Origin of the sequence: Streptomyces sp. NPDC058274 (assembly GCF_042881375.1) — a bacterium.
Classification (GTDB): domain Bacteria; phylum Actinomycetota; class Actinomycetes; order Streptomycetales; family Streptomycetaceae; genus Streptomyces.
Window position 1 is genome coordinate 136,765 of the sequence record NZ_JBHVXW010000018.1, and the last position, 23,928, is coordinate 160,692.

Annotated in this window: 18 protein-coding genes and 1 pseudogene; 9 read left to right on the forward strand and 10 right to left on the reverse strand. The window is 69.7% G+C overall.

Annotation, left to right across the window (positions count from 1 at the left end):
• Nucleotides 1-283 precede the first annotated feature (283 nt).
• Nucleotides 284-1,939: a purine-cytosine permease family protein gene (locus ACFVYF_RS29200; protein WP_389460104.1), complete on the forward strand. Its 1,656-nt coding sequence runs from the start codon at nucleotides 284-286 to the stop codon at nucleotides 1,937-1,939.
• A 79-nt stretch (nucleotides 1,940-2,018) separates the two neighbouring features.
• Here ACFVYF_RS29200 and ACFVYF_RS29205 read toward each other — a convergent pair whose 3' ends face one another.
• Entirely contained in the window at nucleotides 2,019-2,516 is a 498-nt protein-coding gene (locus ACFVYF_RS29205) for a GNAT family N-acetyltransferase (RefSeq protein ID WP_389460106.1), read from the reverse strand.
• Between the two features lie 26 nt (nucleotides 2,517-2,542).
• On the opposite strand from ACFVYF_RS29205, the gene ACFVYF_RS29210 reads away from it, so the two are divergent.
• The 3 genes from ACFVYF_RS29210 to ACFVYF_RS29220 all read left to right on the forward strand — a co-directional run bounded on the left by ACFVYF_RS29210 (nucleotide 2,543) and on the right by ACFVYF_RS29220 (nucleotide 8,810).
• Complete coding sequence (locus tag ACFVYF_RS29210) at nucleotides 2,543-3,073, forward strand: CGNR zinc finger domain-containing protein (RefSeq protein ID WP_389460107.1); 531 nt, start codon at nucleotides 2,543-2,545, stop codon at nucleotides 3,071-3,073.
• Nucleotides 3,074-3,373: 300 nt separating this feature from the next.
• Complete coding sequence (locus ACFVYF_RS29215; RefSeq protein WP_389460109.1) at nucleotides 3,374-7,441, forward strand: discoidin domain-containing protein; 4,068 nt, start codon at nucleotides 3,374-3,376, stop codon at nucleotides 7,439-7,441.
• Nucleotides 7,442-7,562: 121 nt separating this feature from the next.
• The gene (locus ACFVYF_RS29220; protein ID WP_389460111.1) at nucleotides 7,563-8,810 is read left to right on the forward strand and encodes a hypothetical protein; all 1,248 of its coding nucleotides are present in this window, start codon (nucleotides 7,563-7,565) and stop codon (nucleotides 8,808-8,810) included.
• Nucleotides 8,811-8,858: 48 nt separating this feature from the next.
• On the opposite strand, the gene ACFVYF_RS29225 is transcribed toward ACFVYF_RS29220, so the two are convergent.
• Both ACFVYF_RS29225 and ACFVYF_RS29230 read right to left on the reverse strand, forming a co-directional pair.
• Entirely contained in the window at nucleotides 8,859-9,686 is an 828-nt protein-coding gene (locus ACFVYF_RS29225; RefSeq protein WP_389460112.1) for an SDR family NAD(P)-dependent oxidoreductase, read from the reverse strand.
• Nucleotides 9,687-9,937: 251 nt separating this feature from the next.
• Entirely contained in the window at nucleotides 9,938-10,969 is a 1,032-nt protein-coding gene (locus ACFVYF_RS29230) for an alpha/beta hydrolase fold domain-containing protein (protein WP_389460114.1), read from the reverse strand.
• A gap of 419 nt (nucleotides 10,970-11,388) precedes the next feature.
• On the opposite strand from ACFVYF_RS29230, the gene ACFVYF_RS29235 reads away from it, so the two are divergent.
• The gene (locus tag ACFVYF_RS29235; RefSeq protein WP_389460116.1) at nucleotides 11,389-12,066 is read left to right on the forward strand and encodes a TetR/AcrR family transcriptional regulator; all 678 of its coding nucleotides are present in this window, start codon (nucleotides 11,389-11,391) and stop codon (nucleotides 12,064-12,066) included.
• Nucleotides 12,067-12,215: 149 nt separating this feature from the next.
• Here ACFVYF_RS29235 and ACFVYF_RS29240 read toward each other — a convergent pair whose 3' ends face one another.
• Nucleotides 12,216-13,199: a bacteriocin fulvocin C-related protein gene (locus ACFVYF_RS29240; protein ID WP_389460118.1), complete on the reverse strand. Its 984-nt coding sequence runs from the start codon at nucleotides 13,197-13,199 to the stop codon at nucleotides 12,216-12,218.
• 50 nt (nucleotides 13,200-13,249) lie between these two features.
• The gene (locus ACFVYF_RS29245) at nucleotides 13,250-14,200 is read right to left on the reverse strand and encodes a bacteriocin fulvocin C-related protein (protein ID WP_389460120.1); all 951 of its coding nucleotides are present in this window, start codon (nucleotides 14,198-14,200) and stop codon (nucleotides 13,250-13,252) included.
• A gap of 929 nt (nucleotides 14,201-15,129) precedes the next feature.
• Here ACFVYF_RS29245 and pip point away from each other — a divergent pair.
• Entirely contained in the window at nucleotides 15,130-16,089 is a 960-nt protein-coding gene (pip, locus tag ACFVYF_RS29250) for a prolyl aminopeptidase (protein WP_389460195.1), read from the forward strand.
• 42 nt (nucleotides 16,090-16,131) lie between these two features.
• Here pip and ACFVYF_RS29255 read toward each other — a convergent pair whose 3' ends face one another.
• Nucleotides 16,132-16,680: a hypothetical protein gene (locus tag ACFVYF_RS29255; RefSeq protein WP_389460122.1), complete on the reverse strand. Its 549-nt coding sequence runs from the start codon at nucleotides 16,678-16,680 to the stop codon at nucleotides 16,132-16,134.
• Nucleotides 16,681-17,673: 993 nt separating this feature from the next.
• Here ACFVYF_RS29255 and ACFVYF_RS29260 point away from each other — a divergent pair.
• A complete protein-coding gene (locus ACFVYF_RS29260) occupies nucleotides 17,674-18,408 on the forward strand; it encodes a DUF4142 domain-containing protein (RefSeq protein ID WP_389460124.1) in 735 nt (244 codons plus the stop codon).
• Between the two features lie 64 nt (nucleotides 18,409-18,472).
• Here ACFVYF_RS29260 and ACFVYF_RS29265 read toward each other — a convergent pair whose 3' ends face one another.
• Both ACFVYF_RS29265 and ACFVYF_RS29270 read right to left on the reverse strand, forming a co-directional pair.
• A complete protein-coding gene (locus ACFVYF_RS29265) occupies nucleotides 18,473-18,976 on the reverse strand; it encodes a MarR family winged helix-turn-helix transcriptional regulator (protein ID WP_389460126.1) in 504 nt (167 codons plus the stop codon).
• A 191-nt stretch (nucleotides 18,977-19,167) separates the two neighbouring features.
• Nucleotides 19,168-20,493, reverse strand: coding sequence for a beta-1,3-glucanase family protein (locus ACFVYF_RS29270; RefSeq protein ID WP_389460196.1), 1,326 nt, complete (start codon nucleotides 20,491-20,493; stop codon nucleotides 19,168-19,170).
• Between the two features lie 402 nt (nucleotides 20,494-20,895).
• Here ACFVYF_RS29270 and ACFVYF_RS29275 point away from each other — a divergent pair.
• Nucleotides 20,896-21,060, forward strand: a pseudogene (locus ACFVYF_RS29275) (CoA-binding protein); the annotation flags it as partial.
• A 10-nt stretch (nucleotides 21,061-21,070) separates the two neighbouring features.
• Here ACFVYF_RS29275 and ACFVYF_RS29280 read toward each other — a convergent pair.
• Together ACFVYF_RS29280 and ACFVYF_RS29285 are read right to left on the reverse strand one after the other, a co-directional pair.
• The gene (locus ACFVYF_RS29280; protein ID WP_389460128.1) at nucleotides 21,071-21,748 is read right to left on the reverse strand and encodes an alpha/beta fold hydrolase; all 678 of its coding nucleotides are present in this window, start codon (nucleotides 21,746-21,748) and stop codon (nucleotides 21,071-21,073) included.
• Between the two features lie 38 nt (nucleotides 21,749-21,786).
• Entirely contained in the window at nucleotides 21,787-22,719 is a 933-nt protein-coding gene (locus ACFVYF_RS29285) for an NADP-dependent oxidoreductase (protein ID WP_389460130.1), read from the reverse strand.
• 111 nt (nucleotides 22,720-22,830) lie between these two features.
• Here ACFVYF_RS29285 and ACFVYF_RS29290 point away from each other — a divergent pair, with 111 nt between their 5' ends.
• Entirely contained in the window at nucleotides 22,831-23,799 is a 969-nt protein-coding gene (locus ACFVYF_RS29290) for a GlxA family transcriptional regulator (protein WP_389460132.1), read from the forward strand.
• Nucleotides 23,800-23,928: the final 129 nt, after the last annotated feature.

A 23,928-nucleotide genomic window follows, 5' to 3' on the forward strand; every position in this document is an offset into this window, starting at 1 on the left:
TGCGTTCCGGTCGCCCCGACAGCCGCGGACCGGGGTGAGATCCCGGAAACGAGCCGTTCACCAGGCAAGAGACGTCCGGGAAACACGCCGTTCCTACCGTGGCCGCCCATGGATCCGAAGTTGTATACGCAGCCGGGCAGAGCCCACGTCAACCGCCGCTGAAGTTCCGGGAATTCACCCGGCCACTACGAGGCCCCGGCTGCCGACGTCGCCACCCGGGGGTGCCCCACCGCTCACCGCATCCACTCAGCGCCTCGCACCCCGCATCCCCGAAGGGCTGACCATGAGCGCCACGCAGTCACCGCAGACGGCCGCAGAGCCCAACTCCCCGACCAGTCAGGCGACCAAGGAGACGCTGGAGGACTACACCCTCCGCTTCGCGCCCCGCAGTTACCGCCGCTGGACCCCGATGATCGTGGCGACGACCGCGCTCGGCGGCATCGCCTACATGGCCGACTTCTCCATCGGCGCCGGCATCGGCCTGACCCACGGCACCGGCAACGCGCTCGTGGCGATCGCCGTGGCCGCGGTCGTCATCTTCGTCACCGGCTTCCCGCTGGCGTACTACGGCGCCCGCTACAACATCGACCTGGACCTCATCACCCGCGGCTCGGGCTTCGGTTACTACGGCTCGGTCGTCACCAGCGTCATCTTCGCCAGCTTCACCTTCATCTTCTTCGCCCTCGAAGGCTCGATCATGGCCCAGGGACTCAAGCTCGGCCTCGGACTCCCCCTGTGGCTGGGCTACGCCGTCTCCACCCTGATGGTGATCCCGCTGGTCATCTACGGCATGAAGGCGCTGAGCAAACTCCAGGTGTGGACGACCCCGGTCTGGCTGCTTCTGATGGTCGCCCCGCTGGTCTACCTCATCTCCGACGACCCCGGCACCGTCGACCGCTTCCTCGCCTACGCCGGCACGGACGGCGACGGCGGCGTCAACACCGCCTCCGTCCTCCTCGGCGCCGGCGTCTGTCTCTCCCTCATCGCGCAGATCGGCGAGCAGATCGACTACTTGCGCTTCATGCCGCCCAAGACAGCGGCGAACAAGCGCAGTTGGTGGACCGCGGTAGTCATGGCCGGTCCCGGCTGGGTCGTGCTCGGCGCGCTCAAGCAGGCCATCGGCGTCTTCCTCGCCGTGTACATCCTGGCCAAGGTCGGACCGGCCTCGGCCACCGAGCCCATCCAGCAGTTCCGTGGGGCCTTCGACACGATGATGCCGTCCTGGATGGTCATCCCCCTGGCCGTGGCGCTCGTCGTCATCAGCCAGATCAAGATCAACGTGACGAACGCCTACTCCGGCTCGCTCGCGTGGACCAACTCCTTCACGCGCGTCACCAGGCACTACCCCGGCCGCATGGTCTTCGTCCTGGTCAACCTGGGCTTCGCGCTGATCCTGATGGAAGCCGACATGTTCAGCTTCCTCAACAGCATCCTGGGCTTCTACTCGAACTGCGCCATCGCCTGGGTCGTCACCGTCGCCACGGACATCGGCATCAACAAGTACCTGCTGAAGCTCTCCCCGCACGCACCCGAGTTCCGTCGCGGGATGCTCCACGCGGTCAACCCCGTCGGTGTCGTCGCCTTCGGCGCCGCCTCCGGTCTGTCGATCGCCATGTACTTCCACGCCCTCGGTGACACCCTGCAGCCGTACTCTCCCGTCGCCGCGGCAGCCATCGCCTTCGTCCTCACCCCACTGATGGCGATCGTCACCAAGGGCAAGTACTACCTGCGCCGCACCGACGACGGCATCGATGAGCCGCTGCTCGACACGGAAGGCAACCCGAGCGCGACGACGTACGACTGCCACGTGTGCCACCAGGCGTACGAGCGCCCCGACCTGGCCGCCTGCCGGACACACGGCTCCGTCGTCTGCTCGCTGTGCCTGAGCACCGACAAGATCGGCGACCACGTGCTGCCCGAGCAGCCGTCGACGGTCTGAGGACAACGGCCGGGCGGGAGCCTCCGCCCGGCCGCGCCTTCCACGATCCACCTGTACCGCGCGTCGTCGGCCCGTCCTGTCACGGGCGCCAGTACAGCGAGGGGTCGGGGTGGTCGGTGAATCCGAGTTCGCGATACAGGCCCTCGCCTTCGGCGGAGGCGTACAGGTCCACTCGGGCGACGTCGCTGTCCTCGAACCAGTCGAGCAGGCCCCGCATGATCGAGCGGCTGTGACCGCGCCGCCGGTGCGCCGGGTCGGTGACCACGCCGATCACGTGGCCGATTCTGCCGTTGCGCAGGTGCGGGCCCGGCAGTCGTTGCTCGATCGTGCCGATTCCGCAGGCGGCGAGGCCTCCGCCGGGGTCGCCGTCCACGACGAGGATGCGTACGGCGTCATCGGTCAGCTGTTTCCTGAGCACCACGGCCAAGGCGTCCAGCCAGTCGTCCTCCGCCGGCGCGGGGTGGAAGAAGTCACCGCCGAGGTCCGCGAACAGCAGCGCCCGCAGCCGTACGAGCTCCACCAGGTCGTACTCCAGCGCCTGCCGCACGGGGGAGGGTCTTCCGATGCGTTGTTGCATACCGACCAGACTGATGTAATGCCCTTGTGCACCTCAACCCTTACGGCGCGGATGCCGTGAACCTGGCGGCCGACCTGGCCAACCGGCCCCCCGCCGACGCCGAGGAACTCGCGGACCGCTGCCGTGCCGCCGGACTGGTGCTGGAGCGGCCGGTCACCTCGCAGGACCTCGCTCGCACCCGGGACGCGCTGGAGGCGTGGGAGAAGGTCGTCGACGCCGCCGACGAACACGAGCGCGCCGAGTTGCTCAACCGGATGCTGGCGGAGGCCGCCGCCTTCCCGCGGATGACCAACCACGCCGGCAGCGGTTGGCACCTCCACTACCGCGACGACCGGAAACCGCCGGCCGCCGTGCTGCTCTCACTGATCTCCGTAGGTACGGCACTTCACCTGGCGGGCCGGGGAATGCACCGCCTCCGGCGCTGCGCAGTGACCGAGTGCACCATGATCTTCGCCGACACCTCCCGCACGGGACGGCAGCGCTACTGCTCCCCACTCTGCGCGAACCGCGACGCGGTACGCCGCCACCGCGCGCGCACGGCACCGCCCGCCTCCTGATCCGCGCTCCCCGATCCGCCCCTGCCGACCGGCTCGGTTCGCCCGGAAAGGGAGCGGGTGTGGGATCCAGGCACCTGCCGGGCTCGTCAGGCCGGGACAGGGACGCCGGATCCGATTCGCCTGCTCCCGGCCCTCAACACGCCGCCGTCACAAGCGGACCGTGCCGGAAACCTTGACAGAGGCCGGAGGAGACAGCAGCCTTTGGCAACGTTGTCATCCCATCAATCGCAGAGGGCACTTGCTCCCCTCTGGTCTGGGTTGGACCCTGCTCCCCTCTGCTCTGGATTGGATCCACCGCACATGTCGACTCAGCCGCCCCGCCCGTCCCGTCGCCTGGTCCTGACCGGCGGTTCAACTCTGCTGGCAGGTTTCGGACTTGGCGTCGCGCTCCCCCAGAGCGGCTACGCGGCCACCGGGTCGGGGTCGATCGGTGCACGGGGTGAACTCGCCGCCTACCGCCCGATATCCGTGTCGTCCACCGACTACGCGCCCACACCGGGCGAGTTCGTCGTGGACAAGGTCAACTCCGTGGGCGTGAAGGGCACCGGCTGGCGTGCCGCCGACGGCGATCCGCAGTGGATCTCGGTGGATCTTCAGGCCGACTGCACGGTCGACTCCGTACGGCTCACCTTCGAGGCGACGGTGGACGACCCAGTCTTCGTGCCGGCCACCGGCGGCAATCCCCGGGACCGCACAACAGGTCAGGAGATCCTCTCCAGTTGCGCGGTCGAGTACGTCGTCGAGACCTCCCGCGATCACCACGCGTGGACCACCGTCCACCGCGCCACGTCCGGCAAGGGCGGCGTCGTGGAGATCGCGTTCGACAAGCCGGTCACGGCGCGCTGGGTGCGAATGACGGTGACCAAGCGTTCCAACGCCAACCCGCTGGGCCTCAACGGCTTCGAGGTCTACGGCTCCGCACGGGGACATCGCCCGTCCGCGACCGGCTGGACCGACTGGGGTACCCACGACCACCGGGCGCCCGCGCTCAAGGCGGCCGCCGACGGCACGGTCCCGCTGGAGTCCGGCTGGACGCTGACCATGGACGACTGGGCCGGCGGGGAGGGCGCGCGGCTGTCCCGGCCGGACGTGGACACCAGCCGCTGGCTGCCGGCGACCGTCCCGGGGACGGTGCTGGCCTCGCTGGTGGACCAGGGCCATCTGCCGGACCCGGTGGCCGGGTTCAACAACCTGCACATTCCCGAGGCCCTGTCCCGGCACTCATGGTGGTACCGCCGCGGTTTCGAGCTGCCGCACGGGCTGCGCACGGGGGCGGGCCGGCACATCTGGCTGGAGTTCGACGGCGTCAACCACACCGCGGAGATCTGGCTCAACGGGCAGAAGGTGGGCGGTCTGACGTACCCCTTCGCGCGCTCCTCCCACGACGTGACGAAGGAGCTCGCCGGAAGCGGTGAGCAGGCCCTGGCCGTCAAGATCACCCCCATGCCGTTCCCCGGCAGCCCGGGTGACAAGGGCCCGGCAGGACTCGCCTTCGTGGACGCCGGCGCCACCATGATGAACCAGAACTCGCCGACGTATCTGGCCGCTTCCGGCTGGGACTGGATGCCGGCGGTGCGCGACCGTGTCTCCGGCATCTGGAACCACGTACGGCTGCGCTCGACCGGCCACGCGGTGATCGGCGATCCCCGGGTGGACACGAAGCTCCCCGGCCTGCCGGACACCTCCAGCGCCGAGGTGACGATCGTGGTGCCGGTGCGCAACGCCGACGCGGCGAGCAGACGCGTCACCGTCTCGGCGGCCTTCGACGGCGTACGGGTCTCCCGGTCGGTCACGATCGCCGGCGGCGAGAGCGTCGACGTCACGTTCGCGCCCGAGCAGTACGCCGGGCTGCGGCTGCGCGACCCCGAGCTGTGGTGGCCCAACGGGTACGGCAGGGCCGCTCTGCACGATCTGACGCTGACCGCCTCGGTCGAGGGCCAGGAGAGCGATCGCCGCACCACGCGCTTCGGGATCCGGCAGTTCGGCTACGAGTACGCGGTGCCGCTGCCGTTCGGCGGGAGCAGTGACCGGTACACGCAGCCGGTGCCCCTCGGTGCGCGGAAGGCGCGGTATGTGCGTATCAAGTGCCGCACCAGATCCACGGATTGGGGGTTCTCGTTGTGGAGCCTCGCGGTGGTCGACAGCACGTCGGCCGGCACGGACCTGGCCCTGCACAAGACGGCCACCGCATCCACGGAGGACTCCTCGAACACCGCGGCCAAGGCCACCGACGGAGACGCCGGGTCCCGCTGGTCCTCAGCCTTCGAGGACGACCAGTGGATCCAGGTGGACCTCGGGTCCGTCGTCTCCTTCGACCGGGTCGACCTGACCTGGGAGCAGGCGTACGCCAGGACGTTCGTCGTGCAGGTCTCCAGCGACGGCTCGGAGTGGACCGACGCCGAGACGGTGGACAACGGCGCGGTGCCTCTGCCCTTCAGCAGCGGCGCCGCGAGCCTGCAGACGGTGGACTTCACAGCCCGCACCGCTCGATATGTACGGCTCAACTGCGGTGCGCGTGCGACCAGTTGGGGCACCTCGCTGTGGACCCTATCGGTGGTCGACAGTGCCTCCCCCGGCACCGACCTGGCCCTGCACAAGACGGCCACCGCCTCCACGCAGGATTCCGGGAACCCCGCCTCCCATGCCACCGACGGCAACCCCAACTCCCGCTGGTCCTCCGAGTACCAGGACGGCCAGTGGATCCGGGTGGACCTGGGCTCGTCCGTCTCCTTCGACCGGGTCGCGGTCGTCTGGGAACAGGCGTACCCGAAGACGTACGTCATCCAGGTGTCCGACGACGGCGACACCTGGACCGATGTGAAGTCCGTGGACAACACCCCGGAACCGCTGAAGATCAGCGTCAACGGCGTCCGGGTCTTCTGCCGTGGCGGCAACTGGGGCTGGGACGAGCTGCTGCGCCGGATGCCGGCAGCCCGGATGGACGCGGCGGTGCGGATGCACCGCAACATGAACTTCACGATGATCCGCAACTGGGTGGCGTCCAGCAACCGGGAGGAGTTCTTCGCCAGTTGTGACGAACACGGCCTGCTGGTGTGGAACGACTTCCCCAACGCCTGGGCGATGGACCCGCCGGACCACAAGGCGTACAACGACCTGGCCCGGGACACCGTACGGCGCTATCGCATCCACCCCAGCGTCGTCATCTGGTGCGGGGCCAACGAGGGCAATCCGCCCGAGGCGATCAACACCGGGATGGGCGAGGCGGTACGGGCCGAGGCTCCCGACGTCTTCTACCAGAACAACTCGGCGGGCGGCATCGTCACCGGCGGCGGCCCCTACGGCTGGGTGGAGCCCGACCGCTACTTCTCCGCGTCCACCTACGGGAGCGGCAACTTCGGCTTCCACACCGAGATCGGCATGCCCGTGGTGTCCACGGCGGAGAGCATGCGCAACCTGGTCGGTGACGAGCCGGAGTGGCCGATCGGCGGCGCCTGGCTCTATCACGACTGGAGCACGCGGGGTAACCAGGCTCCCCAGGACTACCGGGCCGCCATCGAGACCCGGCTCGGCACCGCGAAGGACCTCGACGACTTCACGCGCAAGGCGCAGTTCGTCAACTACGAGAACTCCCGGGCCATGTTCGAGGCGTGGAACCAGCATCTGTGGAAGGACGCCAGCGGCCTCATGCTCTGGATGTCCCACCCGGCGTGGCACAGCACCGTGTGGCAGACCTACGACTACGACTTCGACGTCAACGGCATGTACTACGGGTCCCGTACGGCGTGCGAACCCGTGCATGTCCAGGCCGACCCGCAGAACTGGCGGGTCATCGCGGTCAACCACACCCCGCGAGCACTCAAGGGCGTGACGGTCACCGCGCGCGCCTACGACCTGAGCGGGAAGCAGCTCGGCTCCACACGGCGCACCACGGTGGACATCGCCTCCGCCACCACGGCCGAGGCGTTCACCGCCGCGTTCTCGGACTCACTGCCGGACTTCCACCTGCTGCGCCTCAGCCTGAGGGACAGCAAGGGTGCACGCCTGTCGGAGAACACGTACTGGCGCTATCGCCGGGCCTCCGACATGAAGGCCCTCAACACGGCCAGGCCGGTGAAGGTCTCCGCCGACATCGGCCCGGTGAGGCGCGAGGGGACGCGCCGCCGCACGGCGACCGCGAGGATCCACAACCGCGGCTCCGCCGTCGCGGCGATGGTGCGGCTGTCCCTGCGCGACGGCAGGAGCGGCGACCGGGTGCTGCCGACGCTGTACGGCGACAACTATCTGTGGCTCCTCCCCGACGAGTCACGCGAGGTCACCCTCTCCTGGCCGGCCGACGCCCTCCCTTCGGGCCGGCCCGCACTGCGGGTCGAGGGCCACAACGTGCCGCGGGTGGTGGCGCGTTCGTAGCAACGTCGGCAGGACTCCCTGAGCAGTGACGGCACGCGATTCGGCGGCTGCCGCTGCCCGGGGAGGTTCGGCTCCCGGTCGCGATGGCTATAAAGACATTGCGTGGTGTCACCATCGGGGGGTGGAGATGGAGCAGCTCAAGGCTCTGGAGCCGAAGCGGATGGGGGCCGCCTTCCGTCCCACCGAACCCCTCAACTACCGCTGGGCGATGCGCCGGGTGCGCCGGCTGCCAGGTCATCGTCGGGACGCGGCGCGCCTGCTGATCCGGCTGCTGTACTGGCCGCTGACGGCCAAGACCAAGATTCTGCTGGTCAGCCTGGCGTTCTCCGTCACGTTACTGGGGCTGGCCCAGGCTGATGGAGTGCTGGGGGCACCGGCCGGCACGGAGAAGCGCTGGGCACTGGACTACCTGTTCTCCGACCACACCGAACTGAGCGGTGTGAGTCTCACCCTCCTGCAGGACGTGGCCGGACTGGTCGTGCTGGCGGTCGTCTTCATCACGCCCGTCTTCTGTTGCCAGCAGGTGCAGGCCATCGCCGACTTCGTGTCGATGAACGAGCGCAACAGAGGCGCGCACCAGCTGACTCCGCGCCAGATACTCCGGCTCAATCGCCTGATCTCCAGAGCCAACAGCTGGTTTCGTGTGCTCGGCCTCAAGACCGTGTCCGCCGGCATCATGGTGGCCATGGCGATCGGCACGACCTCTCTGTACGCCTTCGTCAACACCCATGGACTTCTGGAGACCTGGAACCCGACCGAGCTTCCCGACCCCGTCTGGCGTTCGGAGGTGTACGCCGGCTGGTGGGCCAACTGGCACACCCATCCCCGACTGGCGGTGGCCCTGTGCACCGCCGGCACGTACGCCTTCTACTTCCTCGCCAAGCAACTGATCATGGGCGTCGTCTTCACCGTCTACCTCTACCGGTCCGAAGCGCTCGGCTTCGGAGTGACACCGGACATGGAATTCGACAGCGACGGCTTCCACGGGCTGCGCCCGCTGCGCCAGTTCATGCTGTGGACCTACGGCTCGGCGCTGGCACACATGACCGGCCTGCTGATCCTGTTCACGGTCTGGCTGCCGGCCGCATCATGGATGGTGTTCATCGTGCTGGGCGTGATGGTGGTGGACATGTTCGTCATCGTCTATCCCTCCTCGATCGGCTATCACTCCGCGCTCACCGTGAAGAAGGACTACGTCAAAGAGCTGCACCAACGGCTCCCCCGCGACGAGTGCGACGCGGCGATAGCGCAGGTCTGGGCCGACCCGGTGCTTCCCGTCACCACACGCAAGGCGATGACCGGCATCACCCTCTACCTGCTGGTCCCCGCGATCCCCGCCCTGATTCCGCTGCTGTTCCAGCGACTCTGACCCTCTGGCGCCGGCCATTGCACCTCGTCGCTGACATCAAGGGCGGAGTCACGCTCTCCTGGCCGCCTTCCCGATCGCCTTCACCCTGCGGTCGAACTCCCGGTTGAGCAGCGGCATCAGCGCACTCCCGAACCGCGCCAGCACCCGTGTGCCCACGTCGGGGCAGATCACGAAGCGCCGCCGCTCGATGCCTGCCACGATCGCGGCCGCGACCTTCTCCGGGGTCAGCGGCTTGATCGTGCCGCCGATCGCCCGGGTCTCCGCAGGCTTGTACTGGTTCTCCTCGGCGAGCTGCGGCGTGTCCACGTCCGGCGGGAAGACCACACCGACATGCACCCCGTGCGGTACGAGTTCGGCCCGCACCGACTCCATCAGCCCCCGTACGGCGAACTTGGCCGGTCCGTACGCGCTGTAGCCGAAAATCCCGAGCAGCGCGGCGGCCGACGACACCGCGACCACGCTGCCCCGCCCGCGCTCCACCATGCCGGGCACGACGGCCCGCAGGGCGTACAGCGTCCCGAAGTAGTCGACCTCGATCATCTGCCGGAAGACGTCGTCGGGCAGTTCCAGGAAATGGCCGGGCCTGGCCAGCCCCGCCGAGGTGATCAGGATGTCGCAGGGCTGCTCCCGCTCCTCCTCCAGCTCCGCGACAGCGCGGGTGACGGCCGCGTGATCGGCCACGTCGGCCACCCGGGCGGCGGCCGGCACGTCCTTGGCCGCCGCCTCCAGGCGCACCCGCCCCCGCGCTATGAGTGACACCTTCGCACCCCGCCCGGACAGCAGCCGGGCCGTGGCCAGACCTATGCCACTCGACCCTCCGGTCACGACCACGTGCGCCGAACCGATCTCCACAGGCCGTGCACTCCTTGGGGTCATGCCCTGGAGGGTAGCGACTGGCGACCGCGGACGACCCTGGTCGGAGGCCGCCTCCGGAGCGGAAGCGGGCGGGCGGGCGGGCAGGAACGTCCCTCCTCCGTCGGGCAGTCGGGAGTGAACGGCCGTGGGCCTGGCCGATCCGGCACACGGATCGGCCAGGCCCTGCCCGCGGTCCCCTCCCGGGGCACCGCGGGCAGCGGGTCACTGAGCGAGGAGCCCGCCAGACCGGTTCCGTCCGTCCGGTCGCCGGGTCAGTGCACGTGGCTCCCGAAGTACGAAGTGATCCCGGCCCAGGTCAGGGACGTGTCCTCGGTCGAGGTGACGGGTGAGCAGTTCTTCGACGACTGGATGGTCTGGGCCGGGTACGGGGGGTCCAGCGCGCCGGCGAGGAACAGGAAGTGGTTCTGCCCGTGCATGGTGTCGAAGGTGACATCCGCGCACACCGAAGTGAGAGCGTTGAAGAGGATTTCGCTCTCGTAGTGCGGCACGGCTGTGTCGGCGTCACCGTGCACGATGTAGTACGGCGGCAGTTTGGCGGCCGAGGTGATGTACGTGATCGGGTTCGCCCGCTCGACGGTGGATGCCGGGCAGGCGCTCAGGCCCTGGGTGCAGCCGAGGTAACGCGACTCGCCCGACGACGGGGGATCGTGCTTCGAGGACTTGTCGTCGTAGAGGTGGGAGTCCATTTCCAGGAAGTCCGTCGGGCCCATCCCGTCGAAGACCGCCTGCACACAGCTGGACCCCTTGGTCACCCCCTCGGTGTTCTGCAGCGAACTCACCTCGCAGGTCGCGCCGGCCAGCGCGGCGAGCTGACCGCCGGCCGACTCGCCCATCAGGCCGATGTTCCCGCTGAGACGGTACTTGCCCTTGACCGAGCGCAGATAGCGGATGGCCGCGTTCACGTCGTAGATCTGCTGCGGGAAGACCGCGGTGCCGCTCAGGGTGTAGTTGACGGTCGCCACCGCGAAGCCCTTGGACAGCAGGGTGTCCCAGCCCTTCTGGGACGTCAGCTCGCTCTTGTTCCCGCCGGACCAGCCGCCTCCGTGCACGTACACGACCAGGGGCGTCGGTCCGGAGGTCTGCTTCGGCACATACAGGTCGAGGACCTGCTGACTGTTCCCGCCCGCGACGTAGGCGAGGTCGGAATAGGTGCCGTAGCTGACACCGGCCGCCGTGGTCGAGGTGGCTTCGGGGGTCGGCAGGCTCGCGATGGCGCTGGGACTCGCCTCTGCGCCCGATGCCATGAGCGTCGCCGCGCTCAAGGCCATGGTCGCGGCGAGCATGACCGTTCTCCGTAGGAAAGTTGGCAGGGAAGTGGGCATCTCTGAGCACTCCGGGGGGGGTTGGAGGGGGCGTCAGGCTTGCTGAGGACGCCTTGAACATGCCGGTGCCGTTCCAGTCCACCGGCACTCGACTGTGTGCGGAGACCGCGTCTCCGATCGGAGACTGTATCTCCGCTTCCTGTGGACCGGAAGCCGTTCCGCGGTCCCGAAGCGGGCAAGACCCGTACGCCGCGCCCTATGTGACGCAGTGTCAGCAAGGCTGGGCAGCCAAGGTGTTGCAGGTGGAGGGCGGGTGGCCGTGGCCGGTGCATGTGGGCAGATCACCGCACCGGGGTCCGAACCCGATCAAGGGGCGCGCATCTCCCGGCAGTAGCATGCGCTGGACGATCCGACATCTTCCGGAAGGCGAGACGATAGGCATGGCGGAGCCCGCTGAGCCCGGCAGGGCGCCGCTGCGGCGCGATGCCGACCTGAACCGAAGCCGCCTGATCGCCGCCGGCCGAGAGGTGTTCCGGGACCGGGGTCTGGGCGCGACCCTCGACGACGTCGCCCGCCACGCGGGGCTCGGCGTGGGGACGGCCTACCGGCGCTTCGCCAACAAGGAAGAGCTCGTCGACGCCGTCTTCGAGGACATGATCGACCGAGTCGAGGCGGCCGCCCGGGAAGCCGCCGGGGACCCCGACCCCTGGCACGGGCTGGCTTCCAGCCTGGAGAAGGTGTGCGAACTCCAGGCACACGACCGCGGGTTGCGCGAGGTCATGCTCGGCACCGGCAAGGCCGCTCAGCGACACGCCCTCGTCGGGCGGCGGGTCAAGCCCTTGGTCGATCAGCTGGTCGCCCGCGCCAAGGAGCAGGGGGCGCTGCGAGCCGACGCGGAGCCCGTGGACCTCCCGATGATCCAGCTGATGGTGGCCGCGGTCACCGACCGCACCGGCGAACCCGACCTGTGGCGGCGCTACCTGCGGCTGCTGCTGGACGGGATGCGCACACAGCCGGAGGGCACGGATCCCCTGCCCCCGGGCCCGGCCTTCCGCGGGCCCGGCCCTGGCCGGGGACCTGGCGAGGGCCCTGCGGGCGAGATGCCGCCGCGTTCCTGAAGCCGGACGCCCCTGAAGTCAGTCGGCACAGCCGCCGTTCGACATGTGCCGGTGCCCCCACCGGAACGTCACCGCGGGCTGCTGTCCAGGGAGCAGCAGCCCGCGGTGAACAGGGGACGGACCGGCCGACGTCCTGCCCGTCCCGGACCTCACCCGTAGCAGAGGCCGTCGCAGGCCCAGGTCCAGAGCTTTCCGCAGCCGCTGGAGTCGTATTCGCAGCTGTTCTGTACGTAGATGCAGTCGCTGCTGCTGCAGTAGTCGCTGAAGGTGTTGCACTCGCAGTCCGGCAGGGACTGGGCCTCGGCCGGGCCCAGTGTGGCGAGCAGCGCGTGGGCCGAGGTGGCTCCGAAGGCGGCGACGGCGCGGGCATCGAGGTCGGGTGCCTCCTCGGCGCCGCGCCGTCCGCGCTCGAACTCGAACGTCGAGACTTTCGAGGCGAGTTCGTGTGCCTGTTCCACGACCGAGGCCTGCTCGGGTGTGAGGCCGGGGTGATCGGCACGGAAGCGTTCGATGTGCTCGACCCAGAGGGCACTGCGCGCCTTCGCGGGCAACGCCGCGAAGACCGCCCGGCGGTGAGCGAGCGGCATCGCGGCCACCTCGCTGTAGCGGGTAGGCAGCTTGTCGGCGTGTGCGCGCACCCACTCACGGGCCGTCGCCTGGTCCTTGCCCTGGGCGAAGGCCGGCGTCGTCCCCTTCAGCAGTACGGCGGCGGCCACCGCGACACCTCCGCCCAGGCGCAGGAACTGCGCGCGCCCCATCAGGGCACGGCCACCAGTACGCGCGGTCGCACCCTCGGCGCGCGCCTGCCCGAGGGCCCGCAGCACCGCCGACGTGGAGCGCGGCCCCAGCCGTCGGGCGAGCGGCAGGGCGATTCCGGCCCCCGTCCAGGCCTTGACCGGCCTGGCGTCCCCGTCACTCCTGCCGGCCTCGGCGCGACGCACGGCCAGCAGTGTCGGCGCCCACGGCGCGTCCGGGCCCAGAGCCCGTTCCCGCCAGTCCCGTACGTCCTGGCGTCCGAGTGGGACCACTTCCAGTTTGCCGTCGCACGCCCCGTGGACGATCGACGAGATGGTGCGGCACGCCCCGCAGGAGCTGTCGAAGGCCAGCATCCAGCGCACCCGGGAATTGTCCATGGCGAACACTCCTGTCTCCGCGTCGCGGCTCGGCGGCGCGGTCGCCGTCGTCAGTCGTAACAGAGGCCGTTGCACGGGTAGATGTAGAGGCTTCCGCAGCCGGTACTGGTGTGGTGGCAGCCGTTGTCGACGCAGTCGCCGGACCAGCCGCAGTACACGTCGACCTTGTTGCACTCGCAGTTGGGTGCCGGCGCCGCCGCGTCGGCCGCGGGGCCGAGGACGGCCAGCATGGCCCGTGCTTCGTCGGCTCCGAACGTCTCGCGTGCGGTCCGGCCGAGTTCCGTGAGCTCGGCGGGCGGCTCGCCCTCGAACGTCGCCGGATCCGCGGCGATGGCCAACGCCCGCTCCACGATGCGGTGTTGCGCTGCGGTCAGTTGCGGCCTGGTGCTCTTGAAGCGCCGCAGATGCTCGGCCCACAGGCCGCTGCGGGTCTTCGCCGGCAGTGCCTCGTGGATGGCCCGCCGGTAGCTCAGCGGGTAGGCCACCACGTCGTCGTAGGTCGTGGGCAGTTCGGTGCGATGCGTGAGCACCCAACGGCGCGCTGCCTCGTGCTCGTTCTCGGCGAAGGCCGGGGTGCTGCCACGCATGATCAGGCCGGCGGCGACCGCCAGTCCCGCACCTGCGCGCAGGAACTGCGCCCGCCCGAGCGTCCGTCCGGTCCCCGGCCGGCCCTGGTGATGCCCGGCGTCCGCCCTGCGGAGTTCGCCGAGCGCGCGCAGCACCCGCACGGTGGAACGGGGGCCGAGACGCCGCAGGAGCGGCACCGTCATCGCGCCGCCGGCCCAGGCCCGCACCTGACCTGCTTCCACGCGGAGCAGCGTCGGCGCCCAGGGAGCGTCCGTCTTGAATGCCAACTCCCGCCAGCCCCGCACCCGTTCGTCGTCCAGCGGCAGCACTTCGAGCTTACCGTCGCAGGCGTGAAAAACTGCGCTGGAGATCTTGCGACAGGTCGCACACGACCCGTCGAACGCGAGGACCCAACGCGGGTCCGGTCCCTCCATGGCGGCATCCCCTCTGTCGGCCGGTGTCATCGGCGTACTGAGGCAGAGTGTGGATGCGGTGCGAGACCGGCGCACCACGTTTCGAACGCCTTCGAAACGTACCCGCGAGAACTCGCCTGCCGGATCAGGCGCTCGGAGTGGTCGCTCCGCCCCGCGCCGGCCGAGCGCGAACCGGTGTCGGTCACCGAGGCGGGACAACGGGCCACGCACACGTCGTACGCAGGCTCCGCCGCAGTCCCCGCTTCGCCGTGTACGCCGAGGCGAGTACTCGGCGTTACTCCCGCCGTCAGACGACCACACGGCCCCCGCCCGGCACGGTGTCTCGTATGAAACTGAGCCGTCCCGCACGCCGGGCTTCCCTCGTCGTCCATGTTTCCGCCTCGGCGGCCTGGCTCGGAGTGACGCTCGGGCTCTTCACGCTCGCCGTCACCGCGGTCACCACCGGGTCCGCGGTGACCGTGGAGGCCTCCGTCCGGGCCATGAAGCTCTTCGCCGACTGGATCCTGCTCCCCGTCGCGTTCGCCACGTTCACCAGCGGCATGGTGCTGTCCTTGGGCACCCCGTGGGGACTGGCGAGGCATCGCTGGGTCTACACGAAGTTCTGGCTGACGCTGGCAACGACGACCGCCACGGTCTTCGCGCTGCGCCCGGGGGTGAACGCCGCGGTCGCGGCCGTCGCCGCGGGCCGGCAGATTCCCGACACGGGTGACATCCTCTACGGGCCGATCGTTTCCCTGTCCGCGTACGTGTTCATGACGGTGATCTCGGTCCTCAAGCCGTGGGGACCGACCCGGCGTGGCCGCAACCAGCGCGCGTCCGGCCCGCAGGCAGTCCGACGCCGGTCGCGCCCGTCAACCCGCCTGATCTGCCCACGTGTTGGACTCACGTCTCAAGGAGCCCCACCGCAATCGCTCCGTAGGATCGTGGTTATGGTTGATCTCTATCCTCCGACCAGTCCCTACGACTCCGGATTTCTCGACACCGGCGACGGCAACCGCATCTACTACGAGCAGCTCGGCAACCCTGAAGGCAAGCCCGCTCTGCATGTCCACGGCGGCCCGGGGTCGGGCGCACCGCAGCGGCCGACGAGCTCCTGGGACCCCGAGCGCTATCGCCTCGTCCGCTTCGACCAGCGCAACTGCGGTCGCAGCACCCCGCACGCCGGCGACCCGGCGGCAGACATGAGCCTCAACACCACGCAGCATCTGATCGACGACATGGAACAGCTGCGCCAACACCTCGGCATCGAGAGGTGGTTGCTGAACGGCGCCTCCTGGGGCTCGACGCTCATCCTGGCCTACGCGCAACAGCACCCGGAGCGGGTCACCGAGATCGTCATCCAGGCGGTCACGACGACCCGCCGCACCGAAACCGACTGGCTCTACCGGGGCGCCGGGCAGTTCTATCCCGAGGCGTGGGACCGGTTCCGCGACGGCGTCCCCGAGGACGAGCGGGGTGGCGACCTCCTCGCGGCCTACGCGCGGCTGATGGAGAACCCGGACCGGGCGATCCGGGCGAAGGCCGCCGCCGACTGGCTCGCCTGGGAGGACGCGGTCATCTCGAACGAGCCCAACGGCGTGCCCGGCATGTACAGCAACCGGACCGTCGACGCGCAGATCGCGTTCGTACGGATCTGCGCCCACATCTTCGGCAACGGCGCGTGGCTGGAGGACGATCAACTGCTGCGCAACGCCCACAAGCTGGCCGGCATCCCGGCAGTACTGGTCCACGGCCGACACGACATGGGCAGCCCGGTGCAGACGGCATGGGAACTGGCGAAGGCGTGGCCGGGCGCACGGCTCCACATCTTCGAGGACTCAGGTCACACCGGAAGCGACGCGATGGGGGCAACGGTCCGGGCAGCCATCGAGGAGTTCAAGAAACGGTGACCTCGGGCCGGCCCGTCCCTTCTCCCTTTCCATGCCCAGGGATCACGCGATGCTGCTCCACTCGAGGTCCAGCTGCCATGCCCGGCGCCTGGCCAGGCGGACACGGAGGAGTGCGTAGCAACTGACGACCAGGACCGCTGTTCCCGCGGCCGCCAGGGCGCCGAGGGTCAGAGCTCGGGACTGCGTCCGCACCGGCTGCATGAAGTCCTTGCGCAGGTCGCCCTTGTCGTCGAGCCAGACGGTCGTACGACTGCCGGCCGGGCTGTTGGGCCTCACCCAGGCGAATCCGCCGTGCCGGTGCCCGTCGGCGTCATGCCACTTGACCGCGGCCTCCACGCGGTTGACGTTGTTCGTCTCCGAGGGAGTCGAGGGCGGCGGCGCTTTCTCGGTGAGGGTGGCGGCGACGGAGTGCCAGCCGGCGGGAGGCCGGGACGCGGACGCCGCGACGCTCCTTCCGGTGACCACACCGACCACGGGTGCTCCGATGGTCACCAGCAGGATCGCGAGGAGGAAAGTCCAGGCCTGGATACGGTCGCTGCCGCGCCGGAGGGGGTTTCGGCGCCAGCGCCAGAACCGGACGCTCGTACTCATGGCCGGACCCCTTCTCGAAGAGACCTCGCTGACGAACCCCCACCGTCAGGAAGGGGCTTCATCATGGCAGCCGTGCGGCGCTCGGTGATGGCGGACGCTGCAGCCGGCACTGGCGAACCGGTCCCGGCACGGCGTCGGCCGCGGTAAGAGGGCAGGGGCTTGCCGCGCCCGTGCCGTTCAGCCGCCCTCGGGGCGGAGGGCGGCTGAGCGACAACTGCCCCCGGGGCGGGGGGTCTTCTGTTCAGCCGGGGTGAGGAAGCGTCGGCACAGGCCGGCCCGAGCGCGCTGTCCGGCTTGCCTTGCCGCTGCGGAGCGGGGGCCTGGTGCGGGCCAGCGGAGGGGGAAGGTGCGGCGTCGCTCCAGCGTGATGCGGGGCGCCGGGCCCGTCCTTCGGCTCCGTGGGGTGACGAATCTCCTGCCCCTTCCCAGGCGTGACCGCAGCGTGAGTGGACACTCGGACTGTCCTCGCGCACGTTCATGACCATCACATCCAGCATCAATTGCTCCAGCTTAACATTGCATAGTGCAAAGATAAATGGGCCGTCCGGAGCGAGAGCTTCCACAAGGTTGCGAAGCCGGCGAACTTCGCCTGCCCGTCGCCGTACCGACGAGAGAGTGCGGTCAAGAGCGCGAGCACCGGCATCCGCTTGTCCAGTGGGCTCCGGCGGCTCGGGCAGCGCCGGTCGACGAGGATCCTCGCGCCGGGGACCGGCAGCGGCTCGCGGCAGCTCTCCAGGCCGATCATCGGCTCACCGGTTCCCCTTCGTTCGTGCGGCGCGGCCACCGGGGCTCACGACGTCACGCAACGCGATGGTTCCGATGCATCGTGCCACCGTCATGCCTCAATGATGGTGCATATTTTGCCTACAGCAAAGGTTTGTCCGGGCGGCGCCTCCGTATTCCCGGCTGTCATCACTCATCACAGCAAGCTGACAAGGCCGTTCGCCGCAGGGCATGTCCCGCTCCGGGCGACGGCTCAAGCCGGGAGGCATCATGGGCATTTGGCGGAACAAGGCCGGCACCCTCTTCGTCGGCGGTGGAGTCGCCCTGACCCTCGGCGCGCTCGTCTACCCGGCCATGCTCGGCGTACAGAACACGACAAGTTCCCCGTCGCGCGTCATCGCCAACACCCCCTCCGGTCCGCTGACCGAGGCCGACCGTGACTTCGTCGTCAAGGTGCGCGCGGCCGGGCTCTGGGAGTACCCCGTGGGCCAGCTGGCACTGAAGAAGGGCACCACCGCGGCGGTCCGGTCCGCAGGCCAGCATCTGGTCGACGGCCACTCCGGGCTCGACGCCACCTGCCGCAAGATCGCACCCCAACTGGGCGTCACCCTGCCCAACCTGGCGTCCCCTCAGCAGCAGGGCTTCGTGTCCACGCTGTCCTCGGACAGCGGGAAGCAGTTCGACAACGACTTCGCCAACATCCTGCGCGTCACCCACGGCCAGATCTTCTCGACGGTGGCCAAGATTCGCGCCACCACCGAGAACAGCCTGGTCAGAGCACTGGCCGACCAGGCCAACGACACCGTCCTCGACCACATCACCGTGATGGAGAAGACCGGTCTTGTCGACTTCGGCACGGTGCTCTTCAAGGAGACGACCCCGCCGAAGCTGCCTGCCACTGACCTCACCCCGCCCCCGCCGCCGCCGGGGGAGCCGGTCCTCGTCCTCACCCCGTCCCCAGGCGCTCCCTCGGCTTCCCCGACCGCCACTCCGACGGTGGGCTGACAACCCTCCTCCCCCAGAAGGCGGTTACAAGGGGGCAGAGCGCTGTGCGCCGAGGAGATGCCGTTCACCCCAGCGGATGCGGTTCCAGATCATCCGTTTCCGGGGCGGGCGGCTCTCCGCCGGCCTCGTTGAAGGCATTCAGCGCGTCGATCAGCGCCAGCCGCTGATGCGGGGCGAGCCGCTCGACGATCGCCGCGATCTCCGCGCGACGTCGCGCCATGACCTCCTCGACGGATCTGCGGCCGTCCTCGGTGAGTTGGAGCATCGTCTCGCGGCGGTTGCCCGGATTGGTCTGCCGGTCCACCAGGCCGGTGGCGATCAGCCGGTCCACCATCCGCATGGCCGTCGACGGCGCGACCTGGAGCTGCTCGGCGAGGGAGACCAGCTTGGTGGCGCCGCGCGACGACAGCACCACCAGCATCCGCATCTGCGCCAGCGTCACGCGTTCCTCGACCTCGGCCAGCGACCGCGCGGACACGGCGACCAGCAGCCGGGACGCCGTCAGTACCGCACGGGCCACCGCATCCACATCGTCCACGCCCCCCGAGGAGACCTCGCGCTCAGCCATGACCCCTTTCTACCGCGTCGTCCTCCCCGCCCTCCCCCACCGGCGGCCGACGGCGCCCACCGAATCGTCGGACCTCTGCGCCATTCGCCCCCTCAGGGCGCCGTACGGCGTGCACCCCGCCGCCCTACCCAGGGGTGACGGGGTGCACGACTGATCAGTCCGGCACACGGACCGGAATGCGCCTGCTTCGGTCAGAAGCCGACGGCCACGGCCAGCCACTGGGGGTTGGCGTGCGAGATGAACGAGGACTGGCCTGCCACGTCGTCGTAGGGGAAGCCGTAGGCGAGGTTGTTGATGCTGTTGTCGTGCCAGAACTTGGCGTAGTAGTTGGCGGGCGCGGACTTGTAGAACTGGCTCGGGTCCGACTGGCCCGAGGACGGCAGCGTGGCGACGTGCCGGTTGAGCGCCGCGCACATGTTGGGGTTGCCGGCCATGCTGCCGGCGCAGCCGAAGATGTACTGGGTGGTCTCGTTGACGCCGACCGACTGGGCGTAGGAGGTGAAGTAGTTCGCGTTCACACCGCCCGGCTTGAAGCTCGGGTCACTGCCCGGGGCGATGATCCGGTACGGGGCCTGGCTCTGCGCCAGCACCTTGAACTGTTGCGGTACGGCGTTGATGAAGTCCTGGAAGACCTGGGTGCGGGACTTGGCGAAGAAGGCCTGGGTCTCCCCGACCTGGACGTCGTAACCGTCGGAGGAGTGCAGCCGCATCGCGAGGGGCAGGCCGTAGGCGTCCACGCGCGTGGTGTTGCCGTTGAACACGCCCCCGCCGACGGTGAATTCGATGAAGTCGTAGTACTGGCTGGTCGGTGAGCCGACGTAGAAGTACATGCGGCCGGAGGAGTTGGCGGGCATGTCCAGGTAGGGCTGCTCCGCAATGGAGTGCGTCTGGCCGTTGAAGCTCCAGTACACCTGGCTGTCCGGGTAGGCGCCGTTGGTCCGGTTGAGGATCGCCACCTCCACGGCGTTCTTGGCCGGCGGGATCTTGGTGGTGTCGCCCCAGAAGTCGCCGGTGGGCGGCGGGGTGGTGCCGCCGGTGCCGTACACCTGGAATTCCCACAGCGAGAAGCCGTACGGGGTGGCCCGGGCGGTGCCGTACAGACGGACGTACCGGCCGGAGCCGGTCACGTTGAGCGTCTGTACGCCGCCGGGGCCGGCGGTGGTGGAGTAGATCGAGGTCCAGCTGGTGCCGTTGGCGGAGGTCTGGATCTGGAAGGCGGTCCCGTAGGCGGCCTCCCAGCGCAGCACCACCTGGCTGATCTGGGCCGTGGCACCGAGATCGACCTGGAGCCACTGCGGATCACTGAACGCGCTGGACCATCTCGTGGTGGTGGAGCCGTCCACGGCCGCCGAGGCGGGGGTTCCCGCCGCCTCGACCGAGGAAGCGGTGGCCGGCCTTCCCTGCGAGAGCAGGGCGTCGGCCGCGTGCGCGGACGGCTGGTCGACCGCGAGCAGGAGGGCCGCCAGCAAGGCGACCAGCAGCGCGAGAACGGGGAGCGGTTTGCGCCGGTGCGGCATTGGCCGTACGTGCGCCAGCGCGAGGGGCTTGCTCGGCATGATGTCTCCTGAACAGGGTGGGGAGCCTGCGGATGTTGACGTGCCTGGCCTGCCTCGCTCGGCGCCGAATGCCTTCAGAGAGCGCTCTCACGAGGGTGCTTGGTATATACCTCCGCTGTTCCGTGCACGTCAACGAAGAACGCCATTCACACAGGAACCGGCACGGGTGTTGACACGTCCGCGGGTGGCGGGCCACAGGTCCGCCGTGTTCTGGGGCTCGTCGGCGAGAGCGGCACCCAAGTCGTCACGTACGTGCGGGACTTCGGCGCCGCGCACAGCGTTCCCTGCCGAGGGGCCAGGGCCCGGCCACAGTCTCCTCGCGCGAACGGGCACTGGCGCGGCTTCGCCGAAGCTGAACCGTGCATGACGGTCCAGGGCGATGACGCGACGATAAGAGAGATCTTCACCAACACAGGGGACACCTGGGCGGTGGCAGGCCTGTCCGACAACCCCGAACGGGCCGCCTACCGCGTGGCCCTGAAGCTGCAACGTATCGGCAAGAAGGTCGTGCCCGTGCACCCGGAAGCTCCCGGCTGGTTCAGCCGTCCTGCGCGGCGCCCAGCAGGACCTTGAGCAGTTCGTCCGGGGCGTCCCGCATCACGTTGTGGCCGGAGGCCAGGGCGTGGGTGCGCCAGGCGGGGTCACCGGACAGCCGTTGGTACACCGGGGCGAACGGGGATTCTCCGCTCCATCCGGTGGCGTACACGTAGTCCCTGCTGCGGTAGCGGTCGAGGCCGCCGTCCAGGCGGATGGACTGGAGCAGTGAGGCGAGGGGGTGTGCGGTGGCCCGGGGGTCGAAGAAGGGCAGCGGGGCGCTGGCGTAGCCGGTGGCGCCCACGCCGCGGAGGTACCAGGCGCGCTCCTGCTCGGTGACCAGGGACCAGCAGGAGTCGCCGTCCTCGGGGACCAGGGCGTCGACGTAGACCAGCCCCGCCACGCGCTCAGGGACGCGGTCGGCGGCGCCGGTGATGACCATGCCGCCGTAGCTGTGCCCGACCAGTACCGCGTCGGTGATCTGCTGGTCCATCAGGAAGTTGGCGACATCGGCGATGTGGGTGTCGAGGTTGACGGAGGCGGTCAGCAGGTGCCGGCGCTCCCCCACCCCGGTCAGGGTCAGGGGGTGGGCCTGGTGGCCGTGCCGGCGCAGCTGCTCGGCGACGGGTTCGAAGGTCCACGCGCCGTGCCAGGCACCGGGTATGAGGACGAAGGTCGTCATCGGGGCGTTCCTTTACGGGTCGGTCGGCGACGGGTCCGTCAGTCGGCGACGGACAGAACGATCTTGCCAGTCGTCCGCCGGCTGTCCGCGAGTTCATGCGCTTTGGCCGCCTGTTCGAGGGGAAGCACCGTGTCGAGCTCGGGCCGCAGCAGCCCGGCCTCGGCGAGGGCCGCGATCTCCCGCATGCCCGCATGGTCGGCTTCCACGATCATGAAGCCGGCCCGCAGTCCGAGCGGGCGGGCCTGCTCGGCCAGGTAGGCCTCGGCCGGGGAGGCGAGCGCGACCAGGACACCGCCAGGGCGCAGGATGCGCAGAGAACGCGGCCCGTAGGCTCCGCCGATCGCGTCGAGCACGACGTCGACCGGCTCGATGGCGTTCTCGAACTCGGTCTCGGTGTAGTCGACGAGTTCGTCCGCGCCGAGGGCCCGCAGGAAGTCGTGCTTGGCCGAGCGGGCGGTGCCGATGACATGGGCCCCGCGCGCCTTGGCGATCTGCACGGCGAGGTGGCCGACGCCGCCTGCGGCCGCGTGGATCAGTACGCGTTGGCCTGGACGGATGCCGGCGGTCTCCACGAGTGCCTGCCAGGCGGTCAGTCCGGCCAACGGCAGCGCGGCGGCCTGTTCATGGCTGAGACCGGCGGGCTTGCGGGCCAGGTGGCGGGCGGAGGAGGTGACGTACTCGGCGTACGTGCCCGCGGGGAGCGGGTGACGCGGCATGCCGAAGACCTCGTCGCCCGGCGCGAGGGTGGTCACGCCCGCGCCGACCTCCTCGACCACACCGGAGACGTCCCAGCCCAGCGGGATCACGGCACCGGCCAGGCCACCGGTGGCGCGGTGCCACGAGTCGGTCGGGTTGACGCCGGCCGCGTGCACCCGCACCAGCACCTCCGCGGGCCCGGGTGCCGGGCGTACCACCTCGATCACCTTCAGCACCTCGGGCCCGCCGAACTCGTCCTGGCCGATAGCACGCATGACAACTCCCCCAGTTCCTGTCGGGCTCCTGCGGCCCGCTTGGATCAAGGTTCTCGGATCCGACGGACAAGAACGAGTGGCAAGGTTGCCAGCATGTGCAAGGATCTTGCCATGCATCGCGTTGTCGTCCTGGCTCTCGAAGGGGTCTATCCCTTCGAACTCAGCATCCCGGTAAGGATCTTCGGCACCGCCGCCGGGCAGGAGGGCGAGCCCCTGTACGAGGTCATCACGTGCAGCCTGGACGGGAATCCGGTCACCACGAGCGCGGACTTCACCATCACGGTGGCCCACGGCAGCGATGCGCTCCGGACGGCCGACACCCTCGTCATCCCGCCGTTCACCTGCGGACCCGAGGAACCACGGGACTGGCTGCCCGACGAACTGGCCGAGGCCCTCGCCCTCCTGCCGGCCGGCGCCCGCCTCGTCTCGATCTGCACCGCCTCCTACGTCCTGGCCGCCGCAGGCCTCCTCGACGGGCGCCCCGCCACCACACACTGGAACGAGGCCGGGGCTTTCCAGCGTGCCTATCCGCAGGTGCAGGTCGACGCGAACGTGCTGTTCATCGACAACGGCCAGGTCCTCACGGCGGCCGGCGTCGCCGCCGGAGTCGACCTCTGCCTGCATCTGGTGCGCCGCGACCACGGCAGCGAGACCGCGAACAGGGTGGCCCGGCTCTGCGTCGTACCCCCGTGGCGGGAGGGCGGCCAGGCCCAGTACATCGCTCGCCCGGTCCCGGAGCCGACCGCCGCCACCACGTCCGCCACCCGTAGCTGGGCCCAGCAGCAGCTGCACCGGCCGCTCACCCTGGCCGAGCTGGCCGCGCACGCCGGGATGAGTGTGCGGACGTTCTGCCGGCGGTTCGTCGAGGAGGTGGGCATGCCGCCGGGCCAGTGGCTCGCGCAGCAACGGGTGGAACACGCACGCCTGCTCCTGGAGACCACCGACCTGCCGGTCGACCAGGTCGCCGCCCACGCGGGCTTCGGCACCGCGGCCTCGCTCCGGCAGCACCTGTCCCAGACGATCGGCGTCTCCCCCACCGCCTACCGCCAGGCGTTCCGAGTCGGCCGGCCGGCCGAGTAGCCGCGTCCGCCGTCCCGGCGGCGCCATCTCGTGGAGCGCTGGTGGCGGCCATGATCGGCGCTGGACGTGCTGCCCAACCCCGCTTACGCTGCGCAGGCACGTCCGCCTCCCGCCCTCCCGCCCTGCCGG